This window comes from Rhodococcus sp. 05-2254-5 (assembly GCF_002258575.1).
GTDB lineage: Bacteria > Actinomycetota > Actinomycetes > Mycobacteriales > Mycobacteriaceae > Rhodococcoides > Rhodococcoides fascians.
Window position 1 is genome coordinate 690854 of record NZ_NOZG01000007.1, and the last position, 23292, is coordinate 714145.

Annotated in this window: 22 protein-coding genes; 10 read left to right on the plus strand and 12 right to left on the minus strand. The window is 64.6% G+C overall.

Going from position 1 to position 23292, the window contains the following annotated elements:
* Positions 1-16: 16 nt before the first annotated feature.
* Complete coding sequence (locus CH278_RS08565) at positions 17-1873, minus strand: propionyl-CoA synthetase (protein WP_094621623.1); 1857 nt, start codon at positions 1871-1873, stop codon at positions 17-19.
* Positions 1874-2065: 192 nt separating this feature from the next.
* On the opposite strand from CH278_RS08565, the gene CH278_RS28215 reads away from it, so the two are divergent.
* On the plus strand, positions 2066-2497 hold the full coding sequence (locus tag CH278_RS28215) for a hypothetical protein (protein WP_032365900.1): 432 nt from the start codon (positions 2066-2068) through the stop codon (positions 2495-2497).
* Between the two features lie 18 nt (positions 2498-2515).
* Here the strand turns inward: CH278_RS28215 and CH278_RS08575 are convergent, their stop codons facing one another.
* From CH278_RS08575 to CH278_RS08605, 7 genes are all read right to left on the minus strand, one after another.
* On the minus strand, positions 2516-4009 hold the full coding sequence (locus CH278_RS08575) for a carboxyl transferase domain-containing protein (protein ID WP_094621624.1): 1494 nt from the start codon (positions 4007-4009) through the stop codon (positions 2516-2518).
* A 10-nt stretch (positions 4010-4019) separates the two neighbouring features.
* Positions 4020-5219, minus strand: coding sequence for an ABC transporter permease (locus CH278_RS08580; protein ID WP_032390771.1), 1200 nt, complete (start codon positions 5217-5219; stop codon positions 4020-4022).
* Entirely contained in the window at positions 5216-6109 is an 894-nt protein-coding gene (locus CH278_RS08585) for an ABC transporter ATP-binding protein (RefSeq protein ID WP_032365903.1), read from the minus strand. The genes CH278_RS08580 and CH278_RS08585 overlap by 4 nt, the downstream gene beginning before the upstream one ends.
* A gap of 16 nt (positions 6110-6125) precedes the next feature.
* Positions 6126-6677, minus strand: coding sequence for a hypothetical protein (locus CH278_RS08590; protein ID WP_027495943.1), 552 nt, complete (start codon positions 6675-6677; stop codon positions 6126-6128).
* Positions 6678-6681: 4 nt separating this feature from the next.
* On the minus strand, positions 6682-7209 hold the full coding sequence (locus tag CH278_RS08595) for a hypothetical protein (RefSeq protein ID WP_027495944.1): 528 nt from the start codon (positions 7207-7209) through the stop codon (positions 6682-6684).
* Positions 7206-7478 (minus strand): helix-turn-helix transcriptional regulator, encoded by a 273-nt coding sequence (locus tag CH278_RS08600; protein WP_094621625.1) that lies wholly within the window; start codon positions 7476-7478, stop codon positions 7206-7208. The genes CH278_RS08595 and CH278_RS08600 overlap by 4 nt, the downstream gene beginning before the upstream one ends.
* Before the next feature lie 64 nt (positions 7479-7542).
* Positions 7543-7998, minus strand: a complete 456-nt coding sequence (locus CH278_RS08605; protein ID WP_094621626.1) for a MarR family winged helix-turn-helix transcriptional regulator — start codon at positions 7996-7998, stop codon at positions 7543-7545.
* A gap of 30 nt (positions 7999-8028) precedes the next feature.
* Between CH278_RS08605 and CH278_RS08610 the strand changes: the two genes are divergently transcribed.
* The gene (locus tag CH278_RS08610) at positions 8029-8910 is read left to right on the plus strand and encodes an alpha/beta fold hydrolase (protein WP_052053173.1); all 882 of its coding nucleotides are present in this window, start codon (positions 8029-8031) and stop codon (positions 8908-8910) included.
* Positions 8911-8970: 60 nt separating this feature from the next.
* On the opposite strand, the gene CH278_RS08615 is transcribed toward CH278_RS08610, so the two are convergent.
* On the minus strand, positions 8971-10635 hold the full coding sequence (locus tag CH278_RS08615) for an ABC-F family ATP-binding cassette domain-containing protein (protein ID WP_094621627.1): 1665 nt from the start codon (positions 10633-10635) through the stop codon (positions 8971-8973).
* 57 nt (positions 10636-10692) lie between these two features.
* Between CH278_RS08615 and CH278_RS08620 the strand changes: the two genes are divergently transcribed.
* The gene (locus CH278_RS08620; protein WP_048319627.1) at positions 10693-11541 is read left to right on the plus strand and encodes an aldo/keto reductase; all 849 of its coding nucleotides are present in this window, start codon (positions 10693-10695) and stop codon (positions 11539-11541) included.
* Between the two features lie 102 nt (positions 11542-11643).
* Positions 11644-12465 carry a uroporphyrinogen-III synthase gene (locus tag CH278_RS08625; protein ID WP_094621628.1) on the plus strand — a complete coding sequence of 274 codons (822 nt, stop codon included), beginning with the start codon at positions 11644-11646 and terminating at the stop codon, positions 12463-12465.
* Here CH278_RS08625 and CH278_RS08630 read toward each other — a convergent pair.
* Positions 12462-13535 (minus strand): NAD(P)-binding domain-containing protein, encoded by a 1074-nt coding sequence (locus CH278_RS08630; protein WP_032388670.1) that lies wholly within the window; start codon positions 13533-13535, stop codon positions 12462-12464. The two genes, CH278_RS08625 and CH278_RS08630, sit on opposite strands and share 4 nt — an antisense overlap.
* Positions 13536-13590: 55 nt before the next feature.
* On the opposite strand from CH278_RS08630, the gene CH278_RS08635 reads away from it, so the two are divergent.
* The 3 genes from CH278_RS08635 to CH278_RS08645 all read left to right on the plus strand — a co-directional run bounded on the left by CH278_RS08635 (position 13591) and on the right by CH278_RS08645 (position 16520).
* Positions 13591-14322, plus strand: a complete 732-nt coding sequence (locus tag CH278_RS08635) for an enoyl-CoA hydratase (protein ID WP_094621629.1) — start codon at positions 13591-13593, stop codon at positions 14320-14322.
* Positions 14319-15653 (plus strand): ammonium transporter, encoded by a 1335-nt coding sequence (locus CH278_RS08640; RefSeq protein ID WP_094621630.1) that lies wholly within the window; start codon positions 14319-14321, stop codon positions 15651-15653. Before CH278_RS08635 ends, CH278_RS08640 begins: the two co-directional genes overlap by 4 nt.
* A gap of 192 nt (positions 15654-15845) precedes the next feature.
* On the plus strand, positions 15846-16520 hold the full coding sequence (locus tag CH278_RS08645; protein ID WP_027495954.1) for a hypothetical protein: 675 nt from the start codon (positions 15846-15848) through the stop codon (positions 16518-16520).
* 67 nt (positions 16521-16587) lie between these two features.
* On the opposite strand, the gene CH278_RS08650 is transcribed toward CH278_RS08645, so the two are convergent.
* A complete protein-coding gene (locus CH278_RS08650) occupies positions 16588-17535 on the minus strand; it encodes an alpha/beta fold hydrolase (RefSeq protein ID WP_094621631.1) in 948 nt (315 codons plus the stop codon).
* A 196-nt stretch (positions 17536-17731) separates the two neighbouring features.
* Between CH278_RS08650 and shbA the strand changes: the two genes are divergently transcribed.
* Both shbA and CH278_RS08660 read left to right on the plus strand, forming a co-directional pair.
* Positions 17732-18313 carry an RNA polymerase sigma factor ShbA gene (gene shbA, locus CH278_RS08655; RefSeq protein ID WP_094621632.1) on the plus strand — a complete coding sequence of 194 codons (582 nt, stop codon included), beginning with the start codon at positions 17732-17734 and terminating at the stop codon, positions 18311-18313.
* A gap of 113 nt (positions 18314-18426) precedes the next feature.
* The gene (locus tag CH278_RS08660) at positions 18427-20073 is read left to right on the plus strand and encodes a purine-cytosine permease family protein (RefSeq protein ID WP_032385718.1); all 1647 of its coding nucleotides are present in this window, start codon (positions 18427-18429) and stop codon (positions 20071-20073) included.
* Between the two features lie 70 nt (positions 20074-20143).
* Here CH278_RS08660 and htpG read toward each other — a convergent pair whose 3' ends face one another.
* A complete protein-coding gene (gene htpG / locus CH278_RS08665) occupies positions 20144-22069 on the minus strand; it encodes a molecular chaperone HtpG (protein WP_094621633.1) in 1926 nt (641 codons plus the stop codon).
* Between the two features lie 94 nt (positions 22070-22163).
* On the opposite strand from htpG, the gene CH278_RS08670 reads away from it, so the two are divergent.
* Positions 22164-23279 (plus strand): MBL fold metallo-hydrolase, encoded by a 1116-nt coding sequence (locus tag CH278_RS08670; RefSeq protein WP_094621735.1) that lies wholly within the window; start codon positions 22164-22166, stop codon positions 23277-23279.
* Positions 23280-23292: the final 13 nt, after the last annotated feature.

Consider the following 23292-nt stretch of genomic DNA (forward strand, 5'->3'; position numbering starts at 1 on the left):
TTGCGCCTGTTTCCGCCTATCTGCCGAGTAGCTTCTCCAGTGCATCGAGGACCGCGGGATCCTCGATGGTCGACGGGACCCCGTACTGCTCACCGGCGACGATCTGTCGCATCGTCTTTCGGAGTATCTTGCCCGAGCGGGTTTTCGGCAGAGCTCCGACGATCGTCACATCGCGGAAGGTCGCCAGTGCACCGATTTGATCGCGGACCATGGCCACCAGTTCGGTACGCAATTGCTCCTCGGAGATGTTCTCGCCGGCCTTGAGAACCACGTATCCGCTGGGACGCTGGCCTTTGAGGTCGTCGTGGATACCGATGACGGCGCATTCGGCGACGGCGGGATGGCCCGCGAGCACCGCCTCCATCGACCCGGTGGACAGGCGGTGGCCGGCGACATTGATGACGTCGTCGCTGCGACCGAGTACGTAGACGTAACCGTCGGCGTCGATGTAACCGGAGTCGCCGGTGAGGTAGTAACCGGGGAAAGTATCGAGATACGAACGCTGGAAACGTGATTCGTCGTTCCACAGTCCGACCAGTGCACCGGGCGGCAGTGGCAGCTGCACGACGATGTTGCCCTCCGAGCCTGCGTCCACGGGATTACCGGACGCGTCGAGGATACCGACCTGAAATCCCGGTACCGGCACGGTCGGCGATCCGGGTTTGATCGGAAGTGGTTCCAGCCCGCGAAGGTTGGCGCAGATGGCCCACCCGGTCTCGGTCTGCCACCAATGGTCGACGACGGGTCGATCGAGGGTGCGTGAAATCCACTCGTACGTATCGGGATCGAGGCGTTCACCGGCGACGAACAGTGTCTCGAGCGAGGACGTGTCGTATTTCTCGAGCTCGGCGGCGTGCGGATCGACCTTGCGAATGGCGCGTAGCGCGGTCGGTGCGGTGAACAGGGCCCGCACACCGTGGTCCTGAATCACCCGCCAGAACGCGCCTGCATCGGGAGTCCCGACGGGCTTGCCCTCGTAGAGAACCGTTGTGGCACCGGCGAACAGCGGGCCGTAGACGATGTACGAGTGTCCCACCACCCACCCGACGTCGGAGGCCGTCCACATCACCTGACCGGCATTCACGTCGTAGATGTTGCGCATCGACCACGTCAACGCGACGGCATGACCGCCGTTGTCGCGCACCACGCCCTTGGGCTTGCCCGTCGTACCCGACGTGTAGAGGATGTACAGCGGATCCGTCGCCGCCATCGAAACCGGTTGTGCGGCGGATGCGTCGGCGATGAGGTTGTCCCAATCCAGCCACTCGTGTTCGCCGGGAATGCCCTCTCGTGATTTCACGATCACGGCCGGTGTGTTCGCGGTCGTGATCGTCAGGGCGCGCTGCACCAACGGCAGATATTCGATAACGCGACCCGGCTCGAACCCACCGCTCGCGGTGATCAGCAGTACCGGCTCGGCGTCGTCGATGCGGGCTGCGAGTTCTTTGGCGGCGAATCCGCCGAACACCACCGAGTGCACTGCGCCGAGTCGCGCACACGCGAGCATCGCGATGACGGCCTCGGGAATCATCGGCAGATAGATGACCACGCGGTCGCCCGGTCCGACGCCCTGTGCGCGCAGTACCCCGGCGAATCGAGCGACCTGATCGAGTAGTGCGGCATACGTGTAGCTGCGCGTGAGTCCGAGCATCGCAGAGTCGTAGATCAACGCGGTCCGGTCACCGTGCCCGGCATCGACGTGCCGGTCCAGAGCGTTGACGCAGGTGTTCAGGCGGGCTCCGGGAAACCAGCGCGAACCGTCGAACGCCGTGGTGGGAGGGGTGTCCCAGTCGACTCCCGACGCGGCCGCCAGCCAGAAGTCCTCGCGGTTCTCGATGCTGCTGTCGAACGCCTGCCGATACTCGCCACTCATGTCTGCGAGCGTAGTTCGAGGTGGGGTGGTCCGGGCCGGGTTGCGCACTACCGGCGACGACCGGCGGAATCCCGTCGACCGGCGGTCGGAATGTGCAACGGTGCCCACACGCCGTCAAGATTCACGGCCGGGGCGTCAAGATTGCGTCAACACCCCTGTTCGACGCCACCGCCCGGCGCAAGACTTCTTCTCATGACTCTTGTGGACATTCTTCCGTCTCTCGGTGCCGCCTACGTGTCGCGGTGCGATCCAGCGCTCTGGCCGGCGAACACTCACTGTGTGTGCGGCCGCATCACCGTCGACGGCGTCGCGCTCGAGGATGTGGCCGATGCCGAGGGCACTCCGGTGCAGTGGGGTCGGATTCTGATCACTCGCGTGCGGTCGGTCATTGCAGGCGAGGTGGGCGTCGATGCGGAGTTCGGTGATCTGCTGCAGGCAGTAGTGGTCAACCGGCACTCGGTGGGTCCGGTGGTCAAGGTCGACGTGCACGGTCCGGGGCGCAGTTGCGTCAGTCCGGTCGAGTTGCCAGCCGACCTGCGTGCGGGCGACGTAGTAGCGCTCGTGACCTCGCACGTGCACGGCGGAGCCTGCGGTCGTTCCGCAGGCTCCACTCCGGTCTCGTAGCAGGGGTCGAGTTTCCACTCACAAGGCGACTCCGAGAGTGCGGTAGCGGCCGAGTCGCGCACTCGTCCGAGCTGCCGCTTCGAGGGTCGACAGCTCGCGTAGTTCGCGGACAATGGCATCGGCGATGCGACCGGAGAACGCGGCCGGTTCGTCGGCTGCATCGGGGAGTTCGGGAACGATGGCGTCGACGATGCCGTCTCGCAGCAGGTCGATTGACCTGATGCCCTGAGCCTCGGCCATGTCCGGTGCATGGGCGGTGTCGCGGTGCACGATTGCGCTGGCTCCCTCGGGTGGAAGCGGTGCGAGCCAGGCATTCTGGGCACACAGGACGCGGTCCGCGGGCAGCAGTGCGAGTGCTCCGCCGCCGGTGCCCTGGCCCAGTAGTACCGACACCGTCGGGGTGTTCACGGTGACCAGGTCGGAGATCGACCGCGCGATCTCGGGAGCGAGACCACCCTCCTCGGCTTCTTTGGACAGCGCTGCGCCGAATGTGTCGATGACGAGCACCAGAGGTAGCCGGAGTTCCTCGGCCAGGCGCATGCCGCGGCGAGCTTCTCGTAGTGCTGCCGGGCCCATTGTTGCCGTGGCGGTGCTGCTGCTTCGGTCGTTGCCGAACAGCACGCAGGAGACACCGCGAATGCGGCACAGGGACAACAGGATCGAGGTGTCGGCCTCGCCCTGGCCGGTGCCGCTGAGCGGAACATGTTCGGCCGCAGCATGTTCGATGATCTGCCGAATCCCTGGACGATCGGCGCGGCGCGACGACTGCACCGAGTGCCAGGCCGATTGCTGGGGAATGCTCGTACGTTCGACTTCGGGAACGTCCGTCCACACGGATGCGTCGACGATCACTCGCAGCGTGCGGATCAGCAAGTGACGCAATTGCTCGACCGGCACCACACCGTCGATGACACCGTGCTGGTACAAATTCTCGGCGGTCTGGACGCCATCGGGAAATGGCTTGTCGTACAGGGCCTGATACACCCGCGGGCCGAGGAACCCGATGAGGGCCTCGGGTTCGGCGATGGTGACGTGGGCCAGTGAACCCCAGGATGCGAAAACGCCTCCCGTCGTCGGATTGCGGAGATACACCACATACGGCAGGTGCGCCGCTTTGTGTGCGGTGACGGCCGAGGCGATCTTGACCATCTGCACGAAGGCCAACGTTCCCTCCTGCATGCGCGTGCCACCGGAGGTGGGGGAGGCAATGAGTGGCAGGCCCTCTGCAGTGGCGCGCTCGATTGCGGAGGTGATGCGCTCGGCCGCCGCGACTCCGATCGATCCGGCGAGAAACGCGAACTCGCAGGCGATGAACGCGACGCGTCGGCCGTCGATGGTGCCCTCGCCGGTCAACACCGATTCGTCGACGCCACTCTTCTCGCGAGCCTTGGCCAGATCCTTCAGGTAGGACTCCCCAGGATGGACGTCCACGGGCGTGGAGTCCCACGACACGAACGATCCGCCGTCGAGAACGGAATCGAGAATCTCGGCGGCGGATGTCCGTGGGCTCATGGCGCGAACTCTATCGAGCGAAAGCTTCCTTCCACGAGACGGTCTTGCCGATCCGGAGAATGGAGCGCTGATAGATCTTCGCCGCGCCCATGGCCAGAATCGCGGTGGTGACGATCATCAGGACCGCCGAGCCGACGATCTGCACCGGCGAGGTCACGCCGGCCGCAATCCGCAGCGGCATCATGATCGCGGAGAACGGAGGAACCCAGCTCAGCGTGTTGGCGAGAGTGCTCTCCGGATCGCTGACGGAATAGAAGGCCGCGAAGAACATGGCCATGATCAGGATCAGCAGTGGCATGGTCGTCGAGTTCACGTCCTCCTGCCGCGAGACCATGGATCCGCCCGCTGCGTACAGCACCGCGAAGAACGCGAAGCCGAGAATGAACCACGCGAGTGTGGCCGCGAAGACACTCACCGCGGCACCGGTGACGGTGAGTACGCCTGTGCCCAATCCTGCTCCCACACCGGCGATTCCGTACAGAGCGAGCTGCAGGATGCCGACCGCACCGATGCCCAGAATCTTGCCCCAGAGCAACTGCAGGGGGCGAACGGTGGAGAGCAGCAGTTCGACCACGCGCGAGGACTTTTCTTCGACGACGCCCATCGCGACGTACATGCCGAAGCCGATGATCTGTGCGTACAACAGGAACACGGCCGACAGGGCCAGGGCGGTCCGCTGACCGGCCTCGGGGTCGGGCGGATCGATCGCGTCGACGGTGACCGTGGCGGCACTCGTCGCTGCCCCGAGCTCGTTCTGGTCGACACCCTGTTGCGCCAGTGCAGCATTCGTGGCCTGCGTCGCGACACTGCCCTCGACGACGGCGCGCAACGTGCCGGTCAGATCGGACTCGGTGACGGCGGTGTATGCGCCTGCGTTGCCGTCCGGAACCAACGCCACGTCGAGATCCCCGGATTCGACGCCACTGCGCGCGGCCGCCGCGTCGGCAACGTCACGGACTTCGACGGGACTTCCGACGGCGTCGCCGGTCGCCTCCAATACAGCCGCGATCGACTGATCTCCGGCGACGCCGATCACGTCGCGTTCCTCGTCGCCGCTGCCGGAGAAGATCGAGAACGCGATGATGCCGCCGACGATGACGGCCAGGATGATCACGTTGCTGATGACGAAGCTCTTCTTCATCACCTGAACGGTGAACTCGCGCTTGGCGATCAGTGAGACCGCGCTGAAGGAATTCAGTTGTGAGCTCATGCCACTACCGCCTCTCGGAACAGGTCGCTCAGGGAAGGTTTCTGGATCGAGAATTCGTGGACCGGTCCGGTCGCGAGAGCGGCCCGCAGGACTTCTTGATCATCGGCTCCCGGTGCCAGCCCGAGAACGGTGACGCCGTCGCTGTGCCCGAGTGTGCTCACTCCGGCGATGCCCGACGCCCATCCGGGCGCAGCGTTCGGTGCGTGGACGTGCAGGTGCGAATCTCCTGATCCGCGTAGTTCGTCGACGGTACCGACGGCTTTCATCGAGCCGGCGGCGATGATGCCGACGCGGTCGCACAGGCGTTGCACCAGATCGAGTTGGTGGCTCGAGAACACCACCGGCACTCCGGCAGCGGCCTTTTCGCGCAGTACCTCGCTCATGACATCGACGGCGATCGGGTCGAGGCCGGAGAACGGTTCGTCCAGCACGAGCACTGCGGGGTCGTGCACCAGCGCGGCTGCCAACTGCACGCGCTGCTGATTCCCCAGGCTCAGTGCGTCGACGGTGTCGTTCACTCGCTCGTCGATGCCGAGGCGTTCGGTCCAGCGAATCACTGCGGCTTTGGCATCCCTCGACGAGAGGCCGTGTAGCTCGGCCATGTACGCCAATTGCGGGCCGACCTTCATCTTCGGGTACAGCCCGCGTTCCTCCGGCATGTAACCGATGGTGCGGCGAACGTCGAGGTCGACGGGCTTGCCGCCCAACAGAACCTGGCCGGAATCTGCCGACAGCACGCCCAGCGCGATGCGCATCGTGGTGGTCTTGCCCGCGCCGTTGCTGCCGACGAAGCCGAACAGTTCGCCCGGCCGGACGTCGAAACTCAGGTTGTCCAAGGCGATCTTGTCGCCGTATCTCTTGGAGACGGAGTCGATCGTGAGGGTGCTCATGGTGCCCTTTCGGTCGTTACTGCTGTTCGAACTCTTCGGTGTCTTCTGGTTCGGGGTCAGGGGTTATCCACGCGAGAATGATTGCCGGGGTCGATATTCCGATCATCAAGGCTGCGAGAGTCCATCCGCCGCCGGCGTAGGCGAGACGGGGGAGGTCCGGAAAGGTCGTGGACAGGACGATCAGCGCGAAGGCCGCAGCCATGACCAACCCCTGCGTGACGGTGAGGCCGATGGATCGAGCTTCGTTGCGCTGCTGTACTTCCCATTCGTCCAGTGCTCCGACGGGTGCATCGCTGTGGCGGCCGGAGACCGTTTGTAGAGCGGTCCAGATCGGTATGAAGATGAGTGCGGCGGGAATCCAGGCGATTGCGGCCCACGAGAAGAACAGCGTCGAGATGCTTATGACGAGGAACGTCATGTCGGCAGCCATCACTGCGATGGCGAGAATGCGGCGTCGATGTTGCGTGCGCCATTTCGGAAGCCAGTGTCTCGTGTTGGCGTCGTTCTCGAGGAATCGCCGGGTGCGATAGGCCTGATAGCGGGTGAGGATGTCGGGTTGCGGGGTCATGGTCTCAGCCGTCCTCTGGGTCGTAGTCCGGAGTAGTCCACGCGAGAAGCATTGCGGGGGTGGCCCCTCCAGCGCTCAATGCGGTCAGCATCAGTGCGCCGCCGGAGATCCCGAAATTCGTTGCCCCGAAAATTGATCCGAGGAACAGGTACGCCGCGGCAGCGGTGCCCAACGCTTGAGTAACCGTCAGGCCGATGGATCGGGCTTCGTTGCGGAGCTGGACTTCGAGCTCGTCGAGCGCATCCACGGGGGCTTCGGCGCGCCGATTCGACACGATGCCGAGGACGATTGCCGCGAACGTGAACACGATGTAGCAGATCCCCCAGGATCCGATCGCCCAGTCGAACACCGGTTCCGAGAGTGCGAATCCCGCAGATGCCGCGAGCAGTACCAGAAGGAACGCAACGAAGGCTCGGCGTCGTTTCTGGGGTCGCAGTCCCGGTAGCCAATTCGCATAGGTCTTTTCGTTCTCCAGGAATACTCTCGTCCGGGCTTCCTGATATCTGCTGAAGATGCTGGGACCAGTGTTCATCGATCCTTTTCCTTTCGGAAGAGTTCGGCCGAGAGTGGTCCGAGTTCGGTGCGTGAGAACACCGCTTCGATCGGCAGATCGAAGACGTCGCAGATGCGCATCGCGAGGTCCAAGCTCGGGTAGTGGTCGCCTCGTTCGAGGGCTCCCACCGTCTGGGGATTCACTCCGACGAGTTCGGCCAGTTGCGCGCGGCTCATCTTTCGTTCTGCCCGCAGAACACCCACCCTGTTGTAGATCGGGAGCGCGGTACCGCGCTTGACGGGGCTCATGACAATGAAGTGTTGTATAAACCCAACGATGTGTCAACCGTTAATAACAAAACTGCTGATTTGTCTACGGTGTCTGCTGCTCCCGAGTGGAGGCGACGATGGCGCGCATCGTGGTCAGAAACTCATCGATCGTTGCCCGCTGCTCTGGCGTGAAGCGGGCGAGCTCGTCGACGGCCTGGCCGATGACGGGGCCGAAGAACGTTGTCCCGAGTTCCGACGCGTGCGCAGTCACGTGCAGCAGTACTCGCCTGCGGTCGGACGGGTCGGGTTCGCGTAACACCAAGTCACGCTTGGTCATTCGATCGATCAGGGCAGTGATCGACGCGGATTCCAGACCCAGCTGTCCGCCGAGCCAGCCGGGTGTGGCACGCGTTCCGGCTCGGTCCGCGTCGAGGAGACAGATCAGCGCCCGGATATCCGTCGGGTGGAGCGCGTGACGCTGGGCGAATTCTGCGCCCAGAAGATCGAGGTCGACCGTCAGTGCGCGTAGCTGATGGACGGTAGAGGCGGGCTCGGTCATGTGCTGATCCCTCGGGAGATGCTGGACGAGATGTCTCTCCATTGTCTACTATCTCGATCATCGAGAGAATGGAGGGTTGCAGTGACGCTGGACGAATTCTTCTCCGCCTACGACCGGGTGCTGCAGAAGTGGCCGGCGGATACCCAAGCCATCGACGTGAACACGGTGCACGGTGCCACACGAATCAACGCTTGCGGGCCCGTCGACGGTCCGGCGCTGGTGTTGCTGCCTGGGGCGGGTGCCACGTCCACCGTGTGGTTCGCCAACGTCGAGGCGCTCTCGCAGCGATATCGGGTGTACGCGGTCGACCTCATGGGCGACGTCGGGCGCAGTGTTCCCGGTGAGCAGTCCGTCGACTCCGTGGACGAGCTGCTGAACTGGGTGACGGCGGTGCTGGATGAACTGGGCCTTCGAGCTGTGGCACTGTGCGGCCATTCCTACGGCGCGATGATCGCTCTGGCGTACACTTTGCGCAACGAGAGCCGCGTCGATGCGCTGACGCTACTCGATCCCAGCGCATGCTTCGGCTCCATGAGTCCGCGCTACCTGCTGCACGCCCTACCGATACTGCTGTCTCCCAACGAGAAACGGCAGCGTGCTTTCGTCCGATGGGAAACCGATGACGCGCAGTTGGATCCGGATTGGCTCGACGTACTTGCTCTGGGAGCCGCGCATGCTCCGACCACAAAAACCATTGTTCCGAAACGGCCGAATCCTGCTACGTTCGCGAACTTCGGTGTAGCGACAACCGTGGTGCTGGCAGGGAATGGCAAGGTGCACAATGCCGCTCGGATCGAATCGGCGGTCCGAACCGCCCTGCCTGCAGCGCGGACGGTGATACTCGACGGAGCCACGCATCACACGTTGCCGATGCTTCCCGCCGCCGAGGTGAACGAAATTCTTCTCAGTTGACGAAAATCGGGTGCAGCTAGCCGCGCTCACCGCGGTCAGCTGCACCCGATTCAGCGCGACCTACTTCTCGCTCAGCTGCCCATCGTTCATCGTCCAGTGACGAGTGCTGCGAACGGTGTCGAGCATGCGGCGATCGTGTGTCACCAGCAACAGGGTGCCCTCGAAGTTTTCCATCGCGCGTTCGAGTTGTTCGATGGCGGGCAGGTCGAGGTGGTTGGTGGGCTCGTCCAGCACCAGCAGGTTCACGCCGCGGGCCTGTAGCAATGCGAGTGCCGCACGGGTTCGCTCACCCGGCGACAGGGACGAAGCCGGCCGCAGCGCGTCGTCGCCGCGCAGCCCGAACTTGGCCAACAGTGTGCGGACCTCGGCGTCGGGCCACTCGGGAACTGCTGCACTCAAGGCGTCGGACACTGTTCCGTCGCCGACGAAATAGGCTCGTGCCTGGTCGACTTCGCCGATCGCCACACCCGAACCCAGTGATGCCGTTCCCTCGTCCGGCGTCAACCGGCCCAGCAGTACCGAGAGCAACGTCGTCTTGCCGGAGCCGTTGGGTCCGGTGATGAGGATGCGATCGCCCCAGTCGATCTGCGTCGTCACCGGACCGAAGGTGAACTCCGATCGGCGTACGAGAGCGCCGCCCAACACCGCGACAACGGTCCCGCTGCGAGGAGCCGCCGCGATCTCCATCCGCAGTTCCCATTCCTTACGGGGTTCCTCGACCACCTCGAGTCGCTCGATGCGGCGCTGTGTCTGACGAGCTTTCGCGGCTTGCTTTTCGGTCGACTCGGCGCGGGTCTTGCGGGCGATCTTGTCGTTGTCGGTGGCCTTGCGTCGCGCATTGCGGACGCCCGATTCCATCCAGTTCCGCTGCATCTGCGCGCGAGACTCCAACGCCGACTTGGTGTCTGCGAACTCGTCGTACTTCTCCCGTGCATGCTGGCGCGCAATTTCTCGTTCCGCGAGATAGGACTGGTAGTTGCCGTCGTACACATCGATGCGACGCTGCGCCCGATCGAGCTCGACGACTCCCGTCACCGTCCGGGCCAGAAACTCGCGATCGTGACTGACGACGACGATGGCCGCCCGCGTCGCGACGACGAATTGTTCGAGTTGCTCGAGGCCCGCGAGGTCCAGGTCGTTGGTGGGCTCGTCGAGCAGAAGAACGTCGTAGCGCGCGAGGAGAATCGCGGCGAGCCCGGCTCGGGCGGCCTGCCCGCCCGATAGATCCGTCATGAATGCGCCGCCGTCGACATCGAGGCCCAGATCCGCGAGTACCTTCGCCGTCCGCTCCGCCAGGTCGGCACCGCCGAGCGCCAGCCACTTCTCGAGCGCAGGGGTGTAGAGGTCCTCGTCGGCAGGAGCGGAGCCTGCGGAGTGACCGGAGTCGCTGCCACCCAACGCCTCGGCGGCTGCGTTCATAGAAGCTTCGGCCGAAGTGACCCCGGTCCGCCGGCCGAGGAAATCCAACACCGTCTCCCCGGCGATGCGCTCGGGCTCCTGCGCCAGATACCCGACGGTCGCGTCGGGCGGGCTGGTGTAGATCTCACCCTCGTGATCGGCCGTTCCCACGCCCGCCAGCAGCGTCAACAGCGTCGATTTACCGGCACCGTTCGCACCGACCAACCCGATCACATCGCCCTCGGCCACCGTCAGATCGAGGCCGGAGAACAGGGTTCGATCGCCGTGAAAGGCGGCCAGATCGTCGATGCGGAGCGTGGCAGTCACCGGACCAGTATCCCCGGGACCGGGAACAGATTCACAGCGCCGTCCGTTGGCATTCGTATGACGTATTCAGCCGAGACCAGTACTGTCCCGACCATCGTGCTCAACGACGGCACGTCGATTCCCCAGCTCGGGTTCGGTGTGTGGCAGGTTCCCGACGACGGTGCCCAGGCCGCAGTGTCCGAGGCGCTGAAGGTCGGATACCGCAGCATCGATACCGCAAAGGTGTACGAGAACGAGGCCGGCACCGGCAAGGCCATCGCGGAGTCCGGCATCGCGCGCGACGAACTGTTCGTCACCACGAAGCTGTGGAACGACGATCAGGGCTACGACTCCACCCTGAAGGCCTTCGACGCCAGCATGGATCGTCTGGGCCTCGAGTACCTCGACCTGTACCTGATTCACTGGCAGCAGCTCGATCGCGACAAGTACATCGACACGTTCAAGGCGTTCCAGAAGCTGAAGTCGGACGGCCGCATCGGTTCGATCGGCGTCTCCAACTTCACCATCCCCACGCTCGAGAAGCTGATTGACGCCGTCGGTGAGGTCCCGTCGGTCAACCAGATCGAGCTGCATCCGCGCTTCATCCAGGAAGAACTGCGCGCTTTCCATACCTCGAAGGGCATCGCTACCGAGGCGTGGAGCCCGCTCGGCTCCGGCACCGTGCTGGACGACCCGGCCTTCGCGCCCATCGCCGAGGCACACGGCGTCACCCCGGCGCAGGTGATTCTGCGCTGGCACATCCAGCTCGGCAACGTCGTGATCCCCAAGTCGGTCACCCCGGAGCGGATCGCGAGCAACTTCGACGTGTTCGGCTTCGAGCTGAGCAACGACGAGATTCAGCAGATCAACGCTCTGGACACCGCCGACGGCCGCACCGGCCCGGACCCGGACAAGTTCAGCAGCTGACCCGCCATGTGAGTGGAACTTCGTAGTGGACTACGAAGTCCGGAGTGGAGCCTGCGGAACGACCGCGGGCACAGCGCGCACATGGGGGCCTAGTCTGTACCCATGTCGGAACCGCTCGCAGGCAAGACCGTTGCCCTCACCGCCGAGCGGCGTGCAGACGAATTGGCCACCATGCTCGAACGCCGCGGCGCGAACATCGTTCACGCCGCGGCGATTCACGTTCTGCCCCTGATCGACGACTCGGAGCTGAAGTCGGCTACCGAGGGCATCGTCGATCGTCCCCCGCAGATCGTGGTGATCAGCACGGGTATCGGCTTCCGTGGCTGGCTCGACGCGGCGGCCGAATGGGGTGTGCGCGACGACCTCCTGGCAGCGCTCGGGCACACGCGAATCATTGCGCGTGGCCCCAAAGCGCGTGGTGCGATCCGGGGGGCCGGGCTGCGTGATGAATGGTCGCCCGCCACCGAAGCATCGCAGGAAGTCGCCGATCATTTTGCTGCCCAGGGCATTTCCGGTGCCGACATTGCCGTGCAACTGCACGGCGTCATCACCGAATGGGAACCGACGATTCACCTGAGCGACGCTCTGAGCGAACTCGGTGCGCATGTGCGACCGATCCCGGTGTACCGCTGGATCCGCCCCGTCGATCAGGCCCCGCTGATCGACTTGTTGGCACAGATCATCGAGCATCGAGTGGACGCAGTGACGTTCACGAGCGCTCCCGCCGTCGCCTCGCTGCTGTCGACGGCCAAGGACAACGGCATGCTCGACGCCTTCCTCGCCGCACTTCGAGGCCCCGTCGCCGCGATCTGCGTGGGGCCGGTGACGTCGGCCCCGTTGGATGCGTTGGGCGTTCCGACGTCGATGCCGGGCCGTGCGCGTCTCGGCTCCCTGGCCAAGTTCGTCGTCGAGCAGCTGGGTTAACCCAGAGTCTCGAGCAACTCCGTCACCGCTGCTCGCCCGGCCCGGTTCGCCCCGATCGTGCTCGCGGACGGGCCGTACCCCAGCAGGTGGACGCGATGGTTCGCGGCCACCCGGGTGGTCAGCCGGCCGTCCATGACAATTCCGCCGCCGTGCCCGCGCAGTCGCAGCGGGGCAAGGTGATCGAGGGCGCTGCGGAATCCGGTGGCCCACAGGATCACGTCGGCGTGCTGGGTCGAACCGTCCTCCCAGACAACGGAATCGGCGGTGATCGAGGAGAACATCGGCTTGCGTTCGAGAGCGCCACGTTCGCGTGCGGCAGCCAGCGACGGGGTGAGCAACAGACCGGTCACCGAGACGACCGAGCCCGGCGGCAGACCCGCTCGCACTCGCTCCTCGACCATGGCGACGGCTTTGCGTCCGGCGTCGTGGTCGAATTGGCTGTCCCGGAACACCGGTGGTCGACGCGTCACCCATGTTGTGGTGGTCACCTGCGAGATCTCGTCGAGTAGCTGCACGGCCGAGATTCCGCCGCCGACCACGACGACGTGTTTGCCGGCGAACTCGTCCGCGGTTCGGTAGTCCTTGGTGTGCAGTTGTCTACCGGTGAAGGACTCGGCTCCGTCGTAGTGCGGAACGAACGGTTTCTCCCACGTTCCGGTCGCATTGATGAGGCCCTCGGCCATGACGACCGTGTCCCCGGCCTCGACCCGAAAGAGTGGTTCGCGGTCGCACACGACGGTCACCGTGACGGGGCGTCGGACATGCAGTTCGAACCGTTCCTCGTACGCGCGGTAGTAGCGGGGAACCGCGTCGGCTGCCGCGATAGATTCGGGTGGCTCGTCTCCCAGCGTGTCGGCGAACGGCATCCCGGGCAGATCGTGCACGCCGTTGACGGTGCTGAGCGTCAGCGACGGCCACCGGAACTGCCAGGCACCGCCAGGTCCGGGGGAGCGGTCGAGCATGACGAAGCCCGCACCTGCGGCAAGTCCGGCCCGCCTGAGGTGGTAGCCGGCCGAGAGCCCGGCCTGGCCGGCACCGATGACAGCAACCCGAGTGTCGATCACGAGTATCAGTAGATCAGGCCCCGCCCTGTGACCGCGGCTACCAGCCGGTAACCTGCTCGGCGTGATCGGACACACTCGTGACGGCGATGTCGTCATCCTGGAATTGCAGCGACCGGACAAGCGCAATGCGCTGAGCACGGATCTCTGTGTCGCGCTACGACGCGAAGTCGAGCAGGCGGATGCCGACGGCGCGCGGGTCGTGGTGATCACCGGACAGGGCAGTAGCTTCTGTGCCGGTGCCGACCTGACCGGAGATGCGTTTCCCGACGCGTTCGGCGAAACGCTGGAAGGCATGCTCACCGCCATCGAGCGAGTGTCCGTTCCCGTCGTGGCGGCGATCAACGGGCCTGCCGTCGGAGCGGGGACGCAGTTGGCCATTGCCTGCGACCTGCGGGTGGTCGCACCCGGGGCATTCTTCGAGATTCCCTCCACGCGTCTAGGAATCGCAGTGAGCAACTGGACGATCAAGCGGCTGGCGGCATTGGCCGGCGGCGGCGTGGCGCGCACGATCCTTCTCGGCGGCGAACGGGTGCACGCCGATCAGGCGTATGCATGCGGTCTGGCCAACAAGCTCGGCGATCGCGATGTTGCCGTGCAGTGGGCGCACTCGATCACTGCCCTCGCACCCCTGGCGCTGCGACACCTCAAGCTGGTGTTCAACGACGACGGCGCGCACGACGATCCGACGCCCGCACAGCGCGCGGCATTCGAGGCCGCGTGGAGCAGTGCGGACATGAAGGAAGCGCGCCGCGCGCGAGCCGAGAAGCGCGCACCGAAATTCGTGGGCAAGTGATCAACGGAGCGCCCGACGCGGGCGACACGGCCTGGTTGCTGGCGAGCACCGCGCTGGTCTTGCTGATGACGCCGGGCCTGGCCTTCTTCTACGGCGGCATGGTGCGCTCGAAGAGCGTGCTGAACATGATGATGATGAGCCTGTCGGCCATCGCCGTCGTGTGGTTGCTGTGGTTGGTGTTCGGGTTCTCGATGGTGTTCGGCGACAACGTGATCGGCGGCTGGATCGGAAACCCGTTGCAGTACGCCGGTTTCGAGGGTTTGCTCGGCGGCGTGTACACCTCGGCGGCGGGCACGGTGTCGATTCCGTTGGTGGGGACCGTTCCGGCGTTGGTGTTCGCAGCGTTCCAGGCAGGATTTGCCATGGTGACGGTCGCGCTGATCTCCGGTGCCGTCGCAGACCGGATGCGTTTCGTGCCGTGGGTGCTGTTCGCGGCCCTGTGGTCCACGCTGGTGTATTTCCCTGTGGCGCACTGGGTTTTCTCGCTCGACGGGCTCACCAGTGAGTTCGGCGGGTGGATCACCAACAGGCTCGGCGCGATCGACTTCGCCGGTGGCACTGCCGTGGAGATCAACGCGGGTGTGGCCGGGCTGGTGCTGGCCCTCGTGGTCGGCAAGCGGAGCGGGTGGCCGCGAGATCCCATGCGTCCGCACAATCTTCCGGCCGTCATGCTCGGAGCCGGACTGCTCTGGTTCGGCTGGTTCGGTTTCAACGCGGGCTCGTCGTTGGCGGCCGACGGCGTCGCCGCAGTGGCGCTGGTGAACACGATGGGCGCGGGCGCGCTGTCGATGGCGGCGTGGCTCGTCGTCGAGAAATGGCGGGACGGGCACGCGACGTCGTTCGGCGCGGCGTCCGGAGTGGTGGCCGGACTCGTCGCGATCACGCCGTCGTGTACTGCCGTCACACCGATCGGTGCAGCCGCGATCGGCATCGTCTCGGGTGCGTTGTGCGCGTTGGCGATCGGCATCAAATATCGCTTCGGCTACGACGATTCACTCGACGTCGTCGGTGTGCATCTCGTCGGCGGTGTCGTCGGAACGCTGATGATCGGACTCGTCGCCAGTGCGCAGATGCCGGCGGGCAAGGACGGTTTGTTGTACGGCGGCGGTCTGCATCAACTCTGGGTGCAAGCCATCGCCGTCGTGGCGGTGTTCGCGTACACGGCAGTCGTCACCACCGCTATCGCGTTCGCAATCAAGGCCGTCATGGGCGTGCGCGCCGACGCGCAGCACGAGGCCGACGGCCTGGACGAGCACGAGCACGCCGAGTCCGCCTACGACTTCGGAGTGGGCCACGGAGGCAGCAACAAGCCTGGTCTTTTCGGTAAGTAGGGGCAAACCCTGCGCGTCCTTTACGAACCGATCGGTCGCTGAAAGTCGTTCTGTCCCTTTCGCGTTGATGCGATCGATCGTTGTTCGGTTCGACCCCTCTCGTTCATCTTCGGTTCGCTCTTCACGCTCGTTGTGCCCATAGCTTTTCGCTGCTCGGTATCGAGAGATGGACACGACGAAAGACTGAGGAACATGAAGCTGACTCGATTCGCGGCAACGTCCGCATTGGTCATTGCAGCGATGACGACCGCCATGGGCACCGCCTATGCGGATCCGGCCCCGGCTCCCGCCGCTGCCGTCGGGTGGAACGTCACCCAGGCCGGCAACCAGGTCCTCGTCGACACGACGGCCGGCACCCTGAGCAACGAAGACAACCACCTGGTCGTCCGTGACGCCAACGGCGCACTCGTCGACTCCGTACCGCTCGCCATCGCCGCCGACGGATTCTCGCACCCCGTCGCTGCCGACATCGACGGCAACCACGCCACTCTGACCGCTGATGTCTCGCCTGCCGCGGCAACCCCGGTCTCCACCTCCCTTCCCGGCCTGCAGCAGGTCGACCTGCCCGCCGCAGTCGCAGGCGTCAAGGACAACCTCAGCCTCACCGCCTCCGTCGGTGGATTCCTCGGTGCTGCAACCGGAATCGTCGGCGGATGCATCCTCGGAATCATCACCGGAGTCGTCGTGACCGCACCGGTCGCGACTCTTCTCGGAGCAGGCCCCATCGGCGGCTGCGTCATCGGCGCAATCGCCCTCGGTGCCATCGGATCGCTCGCCGGCACCTCCGCCGGTGGCCTCGGCGCAGTCATCGGTAACGCCGGACAGTTCATCCAGCTGCTCAACGCTCCTCCCGCAGTGAAGAAGTAACACCGCCTCGACAACAGTGCTGTGGCCCGCATCGGATATCCGGTGCGGGCCACAGTCGTCGAAAGGTCTAGCGAGCCAAGGCGAGATCCCCCACGTGAGCTCGCCGAGCTGCCGTCACGAGTTCGACGATGGCGTCCGCCACCTCGTGTGCTCGTTCGAGAATCACCATGTGTCCGGCCTGCGCGATACGTACCAACCGTGCATCGGGCAGGTGGGATGCAAGGGTTTCCGAGTGTCGCATCGGCGTCATCAGGTCGTCCGAACCGCACAGCACCAGCGTGGGAATCGAGGCCAGCGCGGCCAGACCGGCCACTTCGTCGAGTCCGCGGAACGCGCCGAGGAAGCCGGCCATCGTCACGATGGACGTGTCGCCGAGCATCGCCGTCGCCAGAGTGACCACCCGCGGGCTGACTTTGTGGGAGCCGCATCCCGCCGTCCTGACGATGGGCGCGCACACCCCGCGACTGAGCCTCTTGGCACCCGACATCAGTCGAGGGGCCCGTCGAACAGCTGCCTGAAACGCCGACACGGCCGGATGCGCGAGGCAGCTACCGAGCCCGTCGTCGGTGATCCCGCCTGCGGACGTCGCGATCAACCCGACCCCGACGAGGCGCGAGCCGACGGCATCCGGGTACTGACGCGCGTAGGAGAGCGCCGTCATGCCGCCCATCGAGTGGCCGATCAGAACGAACGGCCCGACCGGTACGACAGCGCGGATCACGTCGGCCAGGTCCTCGCCGAGCTGATCGATGGTGCAGCTGTCGGGCGTTGCGGCACCGGATTCGCCGTGGCCGCGGTGGTCGTACAGAACGATTCGCGTGTTCTCGCCCCAGACATCCTCGACGTGGGTGCGCAGCTCGGTCCACGACTGCATCCGCAGGCAGTGTCCATGGACAAACACCACGGTCAGAGCCGCATCGGGCCGTCCGAACTCGCGCACTGCGAGCGTGGTGCCGTCCCCTGCGGCGACGGTGCTCCGGCGACCGACCAGGTGGTTCTGCTCACTGGTGTTCATGTGCGCTCCGCGGTGTCAGGGTCACGTGACGCGACGTGGATGTTGTCCAATACGTCGCTCGTACGACACGCCGTGTTACCTGAGTCACATTCTTCTCGATTGTGGTAGCCGATCCGACCAAGCCGAACGGTCGGCTGCCTCGAAGTACTGGTGAGCGTTCAGGTGAGGGCGCGCGTTGCCAAGAAGGAGATCGGCCATGAGCACTTCCATGGACACGCTCGAAGACGTCGTACCGCGGGCCGTCGCGGGCGACCGTGCCGCACTCGAACGCGTACTGGTGTTGATCCAACCTCCGATTCGCCGCTACTGCGCTGCCCGCATCGGCAATCTCGATGTCGCGGCCGACGACGTGGTGCAGGACGTCTGCCTCGCTCTGGTCACCGCGATTCCCAAGTACCGCGACATGGGCAAACCGTTCATGGCATTCGTCTACGGCATCGCTGCTCACAAACTGGCCGATGCCGGTCGCCGATCGGCTCTGCGGCAGACGTTCTCGACGGCCGAGCTGCCCGAGGAAGTGTCGGGCGAGGACGGTCCCGAGCAGGTCGCGCTCGGCGACGAACTCCGCTCCCATGCGCAGGCCCTGATGAACACCCTGCCCCCGAAGTACAGCAAGATCATCCTGATGCGAGTGGTGTGGGGCCTGACGGCACCGCAGACCGGCGAAGCTCTGGGAATGACGGCCGGTGCCGTACGGGTCGCCCAGCACCGGGCGATGAACATGCTGCGCGCCGAACTCGCGAACTTTTCGCTACTGGCGGCCCGCACAGCTGCCTGACACCGCCCGGTGGATGGGCGTCCGAGACGTATGTCCGATAAGCCGGTTCGATTAACACCAGCTACATCGGCGCAAGACACGTCGGCAACGTGGCGGTTCTACGGTGTTGATCCATGACCGCCGTACAGCCAGCGCCGACAGACACCGCGCTGAAAGAGACGCTCGAGGACTACACGCTGCGCTTCGCGCCGCGTAGCTACCGTAAGTGGGGGACCGGTGTTGTCGCGACGTCCGCGCTCGGCGGCATCGCGTATCTCGCGGATTTCGCCATCGGTGCCAATATCGGAATCTCGTACGGAACCGGCAACGCACTGTGGGGCATCCTGGTGTTCGCCGTCGTCATCTTCCTGACCGGCCTTCCGCTTGCCTACTATGCGGCCCGTTACAACATCGACCTCGACTTGATCACGCGTGGAAGCGGTTTCGGCTACTACGGATCGGTCGTCACCAACGTCATCTTCGCGACGTTCACGTTCATCTTTTTCGCGCTCGAAGGTTCGATCATGGCGCAGGGACTCGAACTCGGGCTGAGCATCCCGTTGCCCATCGGGTACGCGGTCTCGACCATCATGGTCATCCCGCTGGTCATCTACGGCATGAAAGCCCTTGCCAAACTTCAGGTCTGGACCACCCCGCTGTGGCTCGTCCTGATGGTGCTGCCGTTCGTCTACCTGGTGATCAGCAATCCCGACTCGGTGGGCGAGTTCTTCGCCTACGGCGGTCAGGACGGGGCCGACGGCAAGGGCGTCAACGTCGGGTCGGTGATGCTCGCCGCAGGCGTGTGTCTCTCGCTCATCGCGCAGATCGCCGAGCAGATCGACTACCTGCGTTTCATGCCGCCCAAGACTCCCGAGAACTCCCGACGCTGGTGGACGGCAGTACTTCTCGCCGGACCGGGGTGGGTCATCTTCGGTGCCCTCAAGCAGGTCGTCGGCCTCTTCCTCGCCGTGTACCTGATCGCCAACGTCGTCGACGGATCCAGCATCGCCAACGAGCCGGTGCACCAATTCCTGGAGATCTACGAGAACTTCATGCCGGGCTGGCTCGCCATGACCCTCGCGGTGATCCTGGTCGTCATCAGCCAGATCAAGATCAACGTGACCAACGCCTATTCGGGATCGCTGGCGTGGACCAACTCCTACACCCGCCTCACCAAGACGTATCCGGGCCGCATGGTGTTCGTGCTGTTCAACCTGGCCATCGCGCTGATCCTGATGGAAGCCAACATGTTCGACTTCCTCAACAGCATCCTCGGCTTCTACGCCAACTGCGGTATCGCGTGGATCGCAGTGGTGGCCTCGGACATCGTGTTCAACAAGTACATCCTGAAGCTCTCGCCCAAGGTGCCCGAGTTCCGACGCGGCATGCTCTACAACATCAATCCGGTCGGCTTCGGATCGATGGCGGTGTCGGCGATCCTGTCGATTCTGGTGTTCTTCGGGGCATTCGGGTCTGCGATCAAACCGTATTCGCCCATCGTGGCTCTCGTTCTCGCACTCGTTCTTCCGCCGATCCTGGCGGTGGCGACCAAGGGCAAGTACTACCTGCGACGCACCGACGACGGTATCGATCTGCCGATGTTCGACGAGCACGGCAACCCGTCCGACGAACTCGTGATGTGCCACGTCAGCGGCATGGAATTCGAGCGACCCGACATGATCGCGTCCAACGTGCCGGGGCCCAACGGAGAAAAGCAGTACATCAGTTCGCTGTCACTGAGCACCGACAAGACGGGGGAGCACATTCTCCCGCCTCAGTGAGTGCGGCTGCGCCGCAGTGGTGTGGTTATGTGCCGCCTGGGGCACCTAACCACACCACTGCCGCAGGCACTCAGATGGTGCGCGTCAACCGATCGGCGAGCAACTTGGAGAACTTGGCCGGATCCTTCAGCTCGGTTCCCTCGGCGAGAAGTGCCGTCGCATAGAGCAATTCGGCGGTCTCGGCGAGGTGCGGATCGTCGCTGCGATCCTCGCGGGCCTTCTTCAATCCCGTCACCAGGTCGTGGTTCGGGTTGAGTTCGAGGATGCGCTTGGAGGTCGGCACGAACTGGCCCGAGGCCTTGTACATCTTCTCGAGCTGCGGGGAGAAGCTGAACTCGTCGCCGACGACGCAGGCCGGTGACGTCGTCAGGCGCGTCGACAGACGTACCTCCTTGACGTCCTCGCCGAGCGTTTCGGTCAGCCAGGTGAGCAGGTCGGCGAATTCCTTGTCCTGCTCCTCGCGCTTGGCCTCAGACTCCTTCTTTTCTTCCTCGGTGTCGAGGTCCACCTCGCCCTTGGCGATGGACTGGAACGACTTTCCGTCGAAGTCGGTGACGTTGCCGACCCACACCTCGTCGACCGAGTCGGTGAGCAGCAGCACCTCGAGACCGCGCGCCTTGAACGCCTCCATGTGCGGCGAGCTCTCGATCTGCTGACGCGATTCGCCCGTCATGTAGTAGATCTGCTGCTGGCCGTCCTTCATCCGGTCCACGTACTCGGCAAGGGTCGTCAGACCCTCTTCGGAGTGGGTGGACGCGAACGACGAGATGCCCAACAGGGTTTCGCGGTTGTCGGAGTCGGAGATCAGGCCTTCCTTGAGGACCGTCCCGAACTGCGACCACAGCGTCTTGTACTTGTCGGGCTGCTCGCTCTGCAGCTCCTTGACGGTCGAGAGCACCTTCTTGGTCAGGCGACGACGGATCGCGCGGATCTGCCGGTCCTGCTGCAGGATCTCGCGAGAAACGTTGAGCGAGAGGTCCGCTGCGTCGACGACACCCTTGACGAAGCGCAGGTACTCGGGCAGCAGTTCCTGCGAGTCGTCCATGATGAACACGCGCTTGACGTACAGGTGTACGCCGGCCTTGCTCTCGCGCATGAACAGGTCGAACGGTGCCTGCGACGGAATGAACAGCAGCGCTTGGTATTCGAACGTGCCCTCGGCCTTGAACGGGATGACCTCGAGCGGCTCGTCCCAGGCGTGGCTGACGTGCTTGTAGAACTCCTTGTATTCCTCCTCGGACACTTCGTCCTTGGAGCGAGTCCACAGCGCCTTCTGCGAGTTGATCGTCTCGGTCTCGATCGTGACGGTGTCCTCGCCGCCCTCCTCTTCGCTCTTGACGCGCTTCTCGACGTCGATGCGAATGGGCCAGGCGATGAAGTCGGAGTACTTCTTGACCAATTCCTTGATCTTGCGCTCGGACGCGTAATCGTGGAGGTGGTCTTCCTCGTCGGCGGGCTTGAGAGCGAGCGTGACCGAGGAACCCTGCGGGGCGTCGTCGACGTCGGTGATCTCGTAGGTGCCCTCGCCGGTGGATTCCCACTTGGTGGCGGTGCTCTCGCCGGCCTTGCGGGTGAGCAGCGTGACCTTCTCGGCCACCATGAACGTCGAGTAGAAGCCGATGCCGAACTGGCCGATCAGCTCCTCGGAAGCCGCGGCATCCTTGGCCTCCTTGAGCTTCTTGCGGACCTCGGCGGTGCCGGACTTGGCGAGTGTGCCGATGAGGTCGATGACCTCCGAGCGCGACATGCCGATGCCGTTGTCCCGGATGGTGAGGGTACGAGCGGAGGAGTCGATGTCGATCTCGATGTGCAGATCCGAGACGTCGACGTCCAGATCCTTGTTGCGGTACGACTCCAGGCGCAGCTTGTCCAGCGCGTCCGAGGAGTTCGAGATCAGTTCACGGAGAAAGCTGTCCTTGTTGGAGTAGATGGAGTGCACCATCAGATCCAGGAGCTGACGCGTCTCCGCCTGGAATTCGAGCTGTTCGGTACTCAATGTCTCCCCTTCTAGCAGCAAAACCGACGCGAATATTCTACGGCAAGGCTACGGGTGAGCTGCGAAGACGTCGGCGCCGCCTACTGTGGTGCCCGTGACGAAGACGAAGTTGGCAGCAGGAGCAACCGCAGCGTTGGGCGGGGCATGGTTGGCGCGTGCGCTGTGGGGTCTTCCGTCGGCCATCGGTGCCAGACGCGTGCACATCACTCCCTACGCGGCCGGGTCGCCGCGATACCGAGACCGCCGGTTCCACAACTCCGACCCCAGTTCCAGTTACGTGCCGGGTCGCGGCGAGAAGGGGCAGAAGAACATGCTCGTCTCGCTGTTCACCGAGCGAGGTAAGGGCAGGCCGCAGCGGCCGATCCCACTGGCACCGCCGATCGCGCCGGTGGACGCGGGCGAGCTGGCGGTCACCTGGTACGGACATTCGAGTGTGCTCGTCGAGGTCGACGGATATCGCATTCTCGCCGATCCGGTCTGGAGCAATCGCGTGTCCCCGTCCTCGGTGGTGGGCCCGGCACGGCTGCATCCGACGCCGGTCGACCTGACGGACCTACCTCGGGTCGACGCCATCGTGATCTCCCACGATCATTACGACCATCTCGACAAGGCGACGGTGCAGAAGCTGGCGAGCACGCAGTCGGCTCCCTTCGTCGTGCCTCTGGGCATCGGCGCGCACCTGCGCAAGTGGCGGGTGCCGGGTGAGCGCATCATCGAACTCGATTGGGACGAGCAGACGGCGATCGGTGGCCTCACCGTCACGTGCACCGAGGCTCGTCACTTCTCCGGACGCGGCCTGACTCGCGATTCGACGCAGTGGGCGTCCTGGGCGTTCGCCGGTCCGGTGCGGCGGGTCTTCTTCGGCGGCGACACCGGTTACACACCGAAGTTCGCCGAGATCGGCAGTAAGTACGGACCGTTCGACCTGACGCTTCTTCCGGTCGGGGCCTACGACGTGCGCTGGCCGGACATTCACATGAATCCCGAGGAGGCGGTCACGGCGCACGTGGATCTGACGCCGTCGGGAATTTTCGTGCCGATCCACTGGGCGACGTTCAACCTGGCTTTTCACCCGTGGTCCGAGCCGATCGTGCGACTGCACGCCGCCGCTCAGGACGTGGGTGTGCAGGTTGCGGTACCGATGCCGGGTCAACGCGTCGACGGTACGAGGGCCCTGCACGACGATCGCTGGTGGACCCGTCTGGGCTGAGGCAGCACTAGGC

Coding starts and splice junctions, on each gene's coding strand:
- CH278_RS08565 (WP_094621623.1), bottom strand. CDS start 1,873: ATGAGTGGCGAGTATCGGCAGGCGTTCGACAGCAGCATCGAGAACCGC.
- CH278_RS28215 (WP_032365900.1), top strand. CDS start 2,066: ATGACTCTTGTGGACATTCTTCCGTCTCTCGGTGCCGCCTACGTGTCG.
- CH278_RS08575 (WP_094621624.1), bottom strand. CDS start 4,009: ATGAGCCCACGGACATCCGCCGCCGAGATTCTCGATTCCGTTCTCGAC.
- CH278_RS08580 (WP_032390771.1), bottom strand. CDS start 5,219: ATGAGCTCACAACTGAATTCCTTCAGCGCGGTCTCACTGATCGCCAAG.
- CH278_RS08585 (WP_032365903.1), bottom strand. CDS start 6,109: ATGAGCACCCTCACGATCGACTCCGTCTCCAAGAGATACGGCGACAAG.
- CH278_RS08590 (WP_027495943.1), bottom strand. CDS start 6,677: ATGACCCCGCAACCCGACATCCTCACCCGCTATCAGGCCTATCGCACC.
- CH278_RS08595 (WP_027495944.1), bottom strand. CDS start 7,209: ATGAACACTGGTCCCAGCATCTTCAGCAGATATCAGGAAGCCCGGACG.
- CH278_RS08600 (WP_094621625.1), bottom strand. CDS start 7,478: ATGAGCCCCGTCAAGCGCGGTACCGCGCTCCCGATCTACAACAGGGTG.
- CH278_RS08605 (WP_094621626.1), bottom strand. CDS start 7,998: ATGACCGAGCCCGCCTCTACCGTCCATCAGCTACGCGCACTGACGGTC.
- CH278_RS08610 (WP_052053173.1), top strand. CDS start 8,029: ATGTCTCTCCATTGTCTACTATCTCGATCATCGAGAGAATGGAGGGTT.
- CH278_RS08620 (WP_048319627.1), top strand. CDS start 10,693: ATGACGTATTCAGCCGAGACCAGTACTGTCCCGACCATCGTGCTCAAC.
- CH278_RS08625 (WP_094621628.1), top strand. CDS start 11,644: ATGTCGGAACCGCTCGCAGGCAAGACCGTTGCCCTCACCGCCGAGCGG.
- CH278_RS08645 (WP_027495954.1), top strand. CDS start 15,846: ATGAAGCTGACTCGATTCGCGGCAACGTCCGCATTGGTCATTGCAGCG.
- CH278_RS08650 (WP_094621631.1), bottom strand. CDS start 17,535: ATGAACACCAGTGAGCAGAACCACCTGGTCGGTCGCCGGAGCACCGTC.
- shbA (WP_094621632.1), top strand. CDS start 17,732: ATGAGCACTTCCATGGACACGCTCGAAGACGTCGTACCGCGGGCCGTC.
- CH278_RS08660 (WP_032385718.1), top strand. CDS start 18,427: ATGACCGCCGTACAGCCAGCGCCGACAGACACCGCGCTGAAAGAGACG.